3 protein-coding genes are annotated in these 9,417 nt (G+C 63.5%); 1 reads left to right on the forward strand and 2 read right to left on the reverse strand.

The genetic code is table 11. The features are described 5' to 3' along the window. Nucleotides 1-170: 170 nt before the first annotated feature. Nucleotides 171-1,646, reverse strand: coding sequence for an efflux transporter outer membrane subunit (locus HX875_RS32455; RefSeq protein WP_177049004.1), 1,476 nt, complete (start codon nucleotides 1,644-1,646; stop codon nucleotides 171-173). Continuing rightward, nucleotides 1,646-2,440, reverse strand: coding sequence for a helix-turn-helix transcriptional regulator (locus HX875_RS32460; RefSeq protein WP_177049005.1), 795 nt, complete (start codon nucleotides 2,438-2,440; stop codon nucleotides 1,646-1,648). Before HX875_RS32460 ends, HX875_RS32455 begins: the two co-directional genes overlap by 1 nt. Before the next feature lie 485 nt (nucleotides 2,441-2,925). Between HX875_RS32460 and HX875_RS32465 the strand changes: the two genes are divergently transcribed. After that, nucleotides 2,926-9,207: a non-ribosomal peptide synthetase gene (locus HX875_RS32465; RefSeq protein WP_177049006.1), complete on the forward strand. Its 6,282-nt coding sequence runs from the start codon at nucleotides 2,926-2,928 to the stop codon at nucleotides 9,205-9,207. Nucleotides 9,208-9,417 lie beyond the last annotated feature (210 nt).

The raw sequence follows: 9,417 nt of genomic DNA on the forward strand, positions 1-9,417 counted from the left end.
AACCGGCAGGACGCCGGTTTAGCCGCGACGGGGCAGGGACGCCCCGGCAGGACGCCGGTTTAGCCGCGACGGGGCAGGGACGCCCCGTCGCGGCGGCCCGCGGAGCAATCCCGGAGTGAGGGAACACCGAGCCTAGGCGAGGTGCCGACAGGCGGGGCAGAGCCCTTTGCTTACTTTGGGGCTTTTCCAAAGTGAGTCGCTGTAAGAGCGAAACCATAAGCGGCCGTTACCGAAGTAACGGATATGCTCCCAGCCCCAGAAGATGCCACCTCCCACCCCCCACCCAACGCCGTATACAAATTCACCTCCGCCACCAACTGCGCCAACCGATCAACAATCAATGCCTGCTGCGAATTGAACAACGACCGCTGCGCATCCAAAAACACCAGATTACTGTCCACCCCACTGCGATACCGATGCTGCGCCAGGTCGTAATACTTCTGGTTGGCCCGAACAAAATCCCGCTGCGCCGCCAACTGATCGTTATACGTCTGCCGCGCCGCCAACCCATTGGAGACCTCCTGAAACGCGGTCTGAATCGATTTCTCATACTGCGCGACATAGATGTTCTTCTGAATCTTCGCGTAATCCAGACTGGCCCGCAGACTGCCCGCATTGAAGATCGGCAGATTGATCTGCGGCTGGAACACCCAGCTCCCCGAACCACCCTGGAACAATCCCGAGAGGTCCTTGCTGCTGGTCCCCGCATTGGCCGTCAGCGTAACCGAAGGAAAAAACGCCGCCCGCGCCGCGCCAATATTCGCGTTGGCCGCCTGGAGCTGATACTCCGCCTGGACAATATCCGGCCGCCGTTGCAGCAGGTCCGACGGCAACCCGGCCGGCACCCGGGCCACCAGGTCGGCGGACAGCGGCTGTGCCGGCAGCGAATCCGGCACCGGCCCGCCCACCAGCAATGCCAGGTTGTTGAGGTCCTGGGCAACCTGGCGCTGGTAGCGGGCGATGCTGGCGCGAGTGCTTTCAACGCTGGTCTGGGCCTGGATCACATCGATCGACGTCGCCTTGCCCGCCGTTTTGCTGCGGGAGGTCAGGCGCAGGCTGTGCTCGTCCGACGCCAGCGTCTGCTGGGCCAGGGCCAGCAGTTCCTGGTCGGCGCGCCAGGTCAGGTAGGCGTTCGCGACGTTGGCCACCAGGCTCAGTTGCGCACTGCGCCGGGCCTCTTCGGTGGCCAGGTATTGCAGCATCGCCTGTTCACTGAGGCTGCGCACACGGCCGAAAAAGTCCAGCTCGTAGGCACTCACGCCCAACGTCGCTGAATAGGTAGAGGTGATCGCAGATTTGCCGGTGCCAGTGGCGCGGCGCGGGACTTTCTGGCGGCTTTCGGCAGCCGTGGCCGACACCGCCGGGAACAGGTCCGCGCGCTGGATGCGGTATTGCGCCTGGAACGCTTCCACGTTCAGCGCCGCCACCCGCAGGTCGCGGTTATTCTCCAGCGCCTGGCCAATCAACTGCCGCATCACCGGGTCACGGAACAACTGCTGCCAGTCAGGCCCTGTAGCCGATGGACCGACAATGCCGCCGTTATACAGCGGGTATTGCGCCGGTGTCGGCGCCTCGGGCCGTTGATAATCCGGGATCAGCGAACACCCGCCAAGCACACACACCACACCGAGCATCAGTTTTTTCATTACGCGCCAACCATCCATTTGGCCAGGCCATGGCGGCCACTGACCCCCAGTTTGGCCGCCGCACGCTTGAGGTAAGTCTCGATGGAGCTGTTTTTCACGCTGAGTTTCTCGGCCATCTGCGGCACGGTGCCGCCGGTCAACAACCCCAGGCAAACCTCCTGCTCCCGCGCCGACAGGGTGATGTCACTGAGTGACAGGCGTTTGTAGAATTCGCGCTGCAATTGCGACTGCTCCAGCGGGGTTTTAGAGGGCTCGGGCGCTACCAGCGGCACCTGGCGATTGATCTGCGCGTGGCGCTCCATCAACGGCAGCAGGGTTTCCGAGAGGCTCTTGAGAAACGACAGTTCGGCCAGGGAAAAGGCCCGCTGGGTGTGGGGCCGATAGAACGAAATCACGCACCGCCGATTGGCCTGGCGCGACACCAGGTTGCACTGGTGGGAGGTGCCGCGAGCGTGGGTGCTGTTGGCCTTGGCGTTCATCTGGATCAACAGCGGGTCGTTCATGCCGAGCATTTTTTTCAGCAGCGGGTGATCGTCGCGGTGATGCAGGGTGCGCGGTGGCGGCAGGTCCTGCTTCAACCCGTCACTGCCGAGCAGCTTGATATCGAGCACACTGGCCTGGTGCTCGTCGAGGGTCCATTCACTGAGGTCCACCAGGTGCACCGGTACCAGTTTGTTCACCAGTTGCAGCATGTTTGCGGCAAAGGGGTCGGTGCCTGCGCTGGAAATCAATTCCCCCAACTCGAAATAAAACTGCGGACTTTCCATATTCCGAATACTGCTGGTCAGACTCATAGCCATCTCATCCTTGATGTCGAAAACCGTCAACGGTTGCCCCTTCGTGTGCAGGCCTCCCGTTCTCCTTGAACCTGGGTCGGTGCTCGAGGCTTTATTTAGCCACGCGGAATTGTCCTACGTATGTAGCGGAAACGAGGGACACAACCTGCCATAAAAATCGCGCCATTATTTCGTCATTTCTGACAGTTAAATAAGGCGTGGATGCGCCGTTCGTGGGTTTTAGAGTTTGTTAACTACTTGATATTAAGTGTTTTTATTGAGTTTTTTGAAAAGGCATGGCGATCCGGCATCGGCCAGATATAGCCAATCTCCTACATTCATTTAATCGTTTCAGCACTGAACCATCAGCCAACCTCGGCGCGGTACCCGGCTGTCCGGGTTTCGGGTGACATACGCGCCTTGGGGGCGGTGCTTAAATCCCGTCGATTTCGCCTCAATGGGGCGTTGTGCGCCTTATCGACACCTCACATGAGAAGGATCTTATGAAGTTTTTTCCCCTGACCGCCGCCCAGCGGGATATCTGGCTGGACCAACTGCGCCTCGGCGCCTCGCCGCTGTACAACATCGGCGGCTATGTCGACCTCGCCGGCCCGGTGAACCCCGCATTGATCCAGCGCGCTATCGAGCAACTGGTGGCCAAGCATGACGGGTTGCGCACGGTGTTGCAGGTGGCGGAAGACGGCTTGCCCCGGCAGGGTTTTGCCGAGGTGATGGCGGTATCGGTGCCGCAGCATGACTACTCCCGTCTGCCCGATCCCGAGGCTGCCGCCCAGGCCTTGCTGCAGGACGAAATGGCCCGCGCCTACCGGCTGGTCGAGGAACCGCTGTTCCGGTTCTTCCTGGTCAAGCTCGACGACCTGCATTACCGCCTCGGCACTCAGGCCCACCACCTGATTCTCGACGGCTGGGGCTTCGGCCAGATGCTGCAATCCCTGGCCGGCCTCTACAGCGCCCTGGAGCAGGGCCGGCAACCGGAGCTGTCGGCACCGTCCTATATCGACTTCATCGACAGCGACGAACGCTATCGTGAGTCGGCCCGTTTCGCCCGGGACCGCAGCTACTGGCTGGATAAATACCGGGTGTTGCCCGAGCCGCTGCTGACCCCCCGTTACCAGGCCCGGGACCAGGCGCCGAGCAACACCCTGGTGGCGCCATTTCCGGCGGCGCTGCTCAACCGCATGGCCCGTGTAGCGAGTCGTTACCAGGCGTCGGCGTTCCATGTGTTGTTGGCTGCGATGTATGTGTATTTCAGCCGCACCGGCCAGCGCCAGGAATGGGTGGTGGGGCTGCCGATTCTCAACCGTTCCAATGCGCGCTTTCGTTCGACCCTGGGGCTGTTCACCCAGGTCAGTGCCGTGCGTTTGCAGTTCAGCGAAGACGGGTCTTTCAGCGCGTTGGTACGCGGTGTACGGGACCAGCTCAAGCAGGATTTCCGGCACCAGCGCTTCCCGCTGAGCGAGATGAATCGCGAGCTGGGCCTGCTGCGTGCCGACCGTGGCCAGCTGTTCGACCTGTCGGTGTCCTATGAACAGGACGACCATGAGTTTCGTTACGGCCAGGCATCGGCCCGGGCGATCAAGGTCTCTAACCACTACGAGCCCTTGCCCCTGGCGATTCACCTGCGCAGCAACCGCTACCACGACACGGCGTGCCTGCACTGCGTCTACAACGAGGCGTATTTCCAGGCGCATGAAGTGCAAGCCCTGGCCGAGCGTCTGGTGTATCTGCTGGAGCAGGGGCTGAAAGATACAGACCGGACACTGGCGGATTTCTCCCTGGTGACGCCTGAAGAAACCGCGCAGTTGCAACGCTGGAACGCCACCGCCCAAGCGTATCCAGCGGCGCAAACCCTGCATGGACGTATCGAGACCCAGGCCGCGCTGGCGCCGCATGCAGTCGCCGCGGTGTATCGGGGCCAGCGGCTGACGTATGCCGAGTTGAATCAACGGGCCAATGCCCTGGCGCATCAACTGCTGGTGCAGGGAGTCAAGCCTGACGACCGTGTGGCAATCGTCGCCCGACGCGGTCTGGAAACGCTGGTGGGGTTGCTGGGGGTTCTCAAGTCCGGCGCCTGCTATGTGCCGGTGGACCCGGCCCATCCCGCCGAGCGCCTGAATTACCTGCTCCATGACAGCGCACCCGTAGCGGTGCTGACCCAGACGGACTTGCTCGAACGCTTGCCGGTACTGAGCGTGCCGGTGATCAACCTGGACCAGGCCACCGCACACTTGGCGAGCAACCCTCAGGTTGCAATGACCCCCGCCAATCTCGCCTACGTGATCTACACGTCGGGCTCCACCGGCCTGCCCAAAGGCGTGATGGTGGAACACCACACCGTGGCCAACCTGGTGGACTGGCACTGCCAGGCCTTCGACCTGCACGCGGGCAGCCACACTGCCAGCGTGGCCGGTTTCGGCTTTGATGCGATGGCCTGGGAAGTCTGGCCGGCCTTGTGCGTGGGCGCGACCTTGCACCTGCCACCGGCCCACGACGGCGCCGAAGACATCGACGCGCTGCTGGACTGGTGGCGCGCGCAACCGCTGGACGTGTGCTTCCTGCCCACGCCGGTGGCCGAATATGCGTTCAGCCAGAACATCGAACACCCGACCCTGCGCACCTTGCTGATTGGCGGCGACCGCCTGCGCCAGTTCAACCAGGCCCGCCGTTTTGCGGTGATCAACAACTACGGCCCGACTGAAGCCACCGTCGTTGCCACCTCGGGCCTCGTTGAGGTCGGGCAGCCGCTGCACATCGGCAAGCCTGTCGCCAATGCCACGGTCTACCTGCTGGATGAGCAGCAGCGACCGGTGCCTATCGGCATTGCCGGCGAGTTGTACGTCGGCGGCGCAGGCGTGGCGCGGGGTTACTTGAACCGCCCGCAAATGACCGCTGAACGCTTCCTCGATGACCCGTTCAACCCGGGCCGGATGTACCGCACCGGCGACCTGGCGCGCTGGCTGCCGGACGGCAATCTCGAATACCTGGGGCGCAACGATGACCAGGTAAAAATCCGTGGCATGCGTATCGAACTGGGTGAAATCGAATCCGCCCTGGCCGCGTGTGAAGGCGTCACTGAAGCCGTGGTGCAGGTGCGGGACGGTCAACTGCTGGCCTGGTTCACCGAACAAGCCCCGGTGCAGATCGACCAGCTTCGCGCCGACCTGCAAGCGCGCTTGCCGGATTACATGGTGCCGCAGGCGTTCGTAAAACTCGATGCATTGCCCCTGACCGCCAACGGCAAGCTCGACCGCAAGGCCTTGCCGGCGCCTGGCAGCGATGCGTTTGTCAGCCGAATCTACGAAGCCCCCCAAGGCCCCACGGAGATCATCCTGGCGCAGCTCTGGAGCGAGCTGCTGCACGTCGGGCAGGTAGGGCGGCATGATCATTTCTTCGAGCTGGGCGGCCATTCGTTGTTGGCCGTTCAACTGGTACAGCGCATGCGCCAGGCCGGATTGCAGGCCGATGTGCAGGTACTGTTCGGCCAGCCGACATTGGCCGCGTTGGCGGCTGCGGTCGGCGAAGGCCGCGAGCCTGATGTGCCGGCCAACCTTGTTCCTTTGGGCTGCACCTCCATTACGCCAGGCCTGTTGGTGCTGGCCGAACTGGATCAGCCAAGCATTGAGCGCATCAATGCCGCCATTCCCGGTGGCGCCGCCAATGTGCAGGAAATCTATCCGCTGGCGCCGTTGCAGGAAGGCCTGCTCTATCACCACATCACTGACGAGCGCGATCCGTACCAGCAACACGCGATGTTCAGCTTCGCCCGCCGTGATCAACTGGACGCCTTCGCCCAGGCGCTGCAACAGGTGATCGACCGTCACGACATCCTGCGCACCAGCCTGGCATGGGATGCCCTTGAACAACCGATGCAGGTGGTATGGCGCGAGGCGCGGCTGGACGTGGAAGCGGTAAGCGTTGCAGGTGACTCAATCGTCGAGCAACTGCGCGAGCGCCAGCGCCCGCTGGATTTGCGCAAGGCGCCGCTGATGGCCCTGGATTACGCCGAAGACCCGCTGAACCGACGTTGGGTGGGCATGCTGCGTTTCCATCACCTGGTCAACGACGCCACATCGACCCAAGTGCTGATGGCGGAAATCCGCGCCCATCTTCAAGGCGAGCAACAGCAACTGCCGGCACCGGTGCCCTACCGCAACGTGGTCGCCCAGACTCGTTCGCCGGCACGCCAGGCCGGGCATGAAGCGTTCTTCCGCGAGCGGCTGGCAGATGTCGACGAGCCGACCCTGGCCTTCGGTTTGCAGGAGCGCCAGGCGGATCGCCGCGAGACTGAGGAAGCCGATGTACTGCTTCCCGACGCCCTTGGCCAGTTGCTGCGTGAGCAGGCGCGAAGCCTGGGCGTCAGTGCGGCGAGCCTGTTTCATCTGGCGTGGGCCCAGGTGCTGGGGCGCGTCTCGGGCCGTGATGATGTGGTGTTCGGTACGGTTCTGCTGGGACGTTTGCAGGCCGGCGAGGGCGCGGACCGGGCCTTGGGCATGTTCATCAACACCTTGCCGCTGCGGGTGCGCCTGGCCGGGTTGACAGTGCGCGAGGCGATCAAGGAGACCCAGCAGCAACTCAGCGCCTTGCTCGCCCATGAGCAGGCCTCGCTGGCGTTGGCCCAGCGTTGCAGCGGCGTCACGCCGCTGTTCAACAGCCTGCTGAATTACCGGCATGCCTCGGCCGAGGAGCTCCAGGAACTGCTGCCCGGCATCGAATTGTTGAGCAGTGAAGACATCCTCAGCTACCCGCTGATGCTGACGGTGGATGACCTGGCCAGCGGTTTCCGGCTCAAGGCCAAGGCTCCGCGCAAGGTCGGCGCCCAGCGATTGCTGGATTACCTCGGCACCGTGCTGAAGGGATTGGTGGAGACGCCAGAAGCCCCGCTGTTCGAGGTGCAGGTGCTGCCTGCGACCGAACTGCAACAGCAACTGGTGGCCTTCAACGCCAGTGAAACCGATTACCCCGTGGACCTGACCGTCCACGCCCTGTTCGAAGCCCATGCCCGGCACACCCCTCACGCGGTGGCGGTGCAGGCCGGGGAGCAACAGTTGACCTATCGCCAGCTCAACGAACGCGCCAATCGCCTGGCCTATCACCTGCGCGAACGCGGGGTGCAGCCGGACTCGCGGGTGGCGCTGTGTGTCGAGCGCGGGTTGGACCTGGTGGTGGGCTTGCTGGCCATTCTCAAGGCCGGCGGCGCCTATGTGCCCCTGGACCCGGGCTATCCCCGTGAGCGTCTGGCCTACATGCTGCAAGACAGCGCCCCGGTGGCGTTGCTGGTACATGGCGCGACCCGCGACCTGCCGGGGCCGGTGTCGATACCGGTGATCGACTTCGACCATTGCGCCTGGCACCAGGCACCCGAAGGCAATCCGCTGGTGCCGGGGTTGAGCGTCGGCAACCTGGCCTACGTGATGTACACCTCCGGCTCCACCGGCACGCCCAAGGGCGTGATGATCGAGCATCGCGGCCTGGGCAACCTGATGCACTGGGGTTCGCAACTGTGCCCGAATGCCGAGGGCGGCGCGTTGTTGCAGCGGGCGCCGTTCAGTTTTGACGGCTCGGTGTGGGAGCTGTTCTGGCCGCTGACCAATGGCATGCGCCTGGTGCTTGCGCGGCCCGATGGCCACCGTGAACCGGCGTACCTGGCGCAGGTGATCCGTGAGCAACAGATCAGCGTGATCAAGTTTGTGCCGGCGATGCTGCAGCAGTTTCTGGAGCTGGAGGAGTCTGCGCAGTGCACCAGCCTTACTGACGTTTTATGTGGCGGCGGCGAGTTGACCGAGGCGCTGGCCCGTGGGGTTCAAGCGCGGTTGCCCGGGGTGCGCTTGCACAATGTCTATGGGCCTACCGAGGCTACGGTGGACAGCAGCGCCTGGACCCTGGAGCCGGGTGCGCCGGTGCCTGCGGTGCAGTTGCCGATTGGGCGGGCTATCAGTAATACCCGGCTGTATGTGTTGGATGAGCATGATCGGCCGGTGCCGCTGGGGTGCAGTGGGCAGTTGCATATCGGCGGGGTGGGTGTGGCTCGCGGGTATTTGGGGTTGGCGCAGATGACGGCGGAGCGGTTTATCGACAGCCCGTTTGTGGCGGGGGATCGGTTGTATCGCACGGGGGATCTGGTGCGTTATCTGCCGGACGGGAATCTGGAGTTTCTGGGGCGCAATGACTTTCAGGTGAAGCTGCGTGGGGTGCGGCTGGAGCTGGGGGAGGTTGAGGCGCGGTTGGCGGCGCATCCCGGGTTGCTGGAGGTGGCGGTGTTGATTCGGGATGAGCGGTTGGTGGCGTATTTCACGGTGCGTGATGGGGTGCCGGGGCTTGAGGCGTTGCGTAGCTTCATGGTGGAGGGGTTGCCGGAGTACATGGTGCCTTCGGCGTTTGTGCGCATGGAGGCGTGGCCGCTTAATCCGGCGGGGAAGCTGGACCGCAAAGGGTTGCCGGAGCCTGGGGTGGAGGCGGTGTTGAGCCGGGATTATGAGCCGCCTTTGGGGGAGGTGGAGACGGTGATTGCTGGGGTTTGGGCTGAGGTGCTGAAGTTGGATCGGGTGGGGCGCCGGGATCATTTCTTTGAGCTGGGGGGGCATTCGTTGTTGGCCGTGGGGGTGGTGGCGCGGATGCGCAAGGCGGGGTTGGAGGTGGATGCCCGGTCGTTGTTCAGTCAGCCGACGGTGGTGGGGTTGGCGGGGGTTGTGGGGAGGAGGGTGGAGCGGGTGGAGGTGGTGCCTGCTTTGGGGATTCCGCAGTTGGGGCGGAGGCGCAGGATTTGAGGGTTGGTGTGGTGTACATATCCATTCCTGCGGTAACGGCTGCTTATGGTTCCGCTCTTACAGCGGGTCACTTTTGAAAAGCGCAAAAGTAACCAAAACGCTCTGCCCCGCCTGTCGGCACCTCGCCTAGGCTCGGTGTTCCCTCACTCCGGGATTGCTCCGCGGGCCGCCGCGACGGGGCGTCCCTGCCCCGTCGCGGCTAAACCGGCG

This window comes from Pseudomonas yamanorum (assembly GCF_013386765.1).
Taxonomy (GTDB): Bacteria; Pseudomonadota; Gammaproteobacteria; order Pseudomonadales; family Pseudomonadaceae; genus Aquipseudomonas; species Aquipseudomonas yamanorum_A.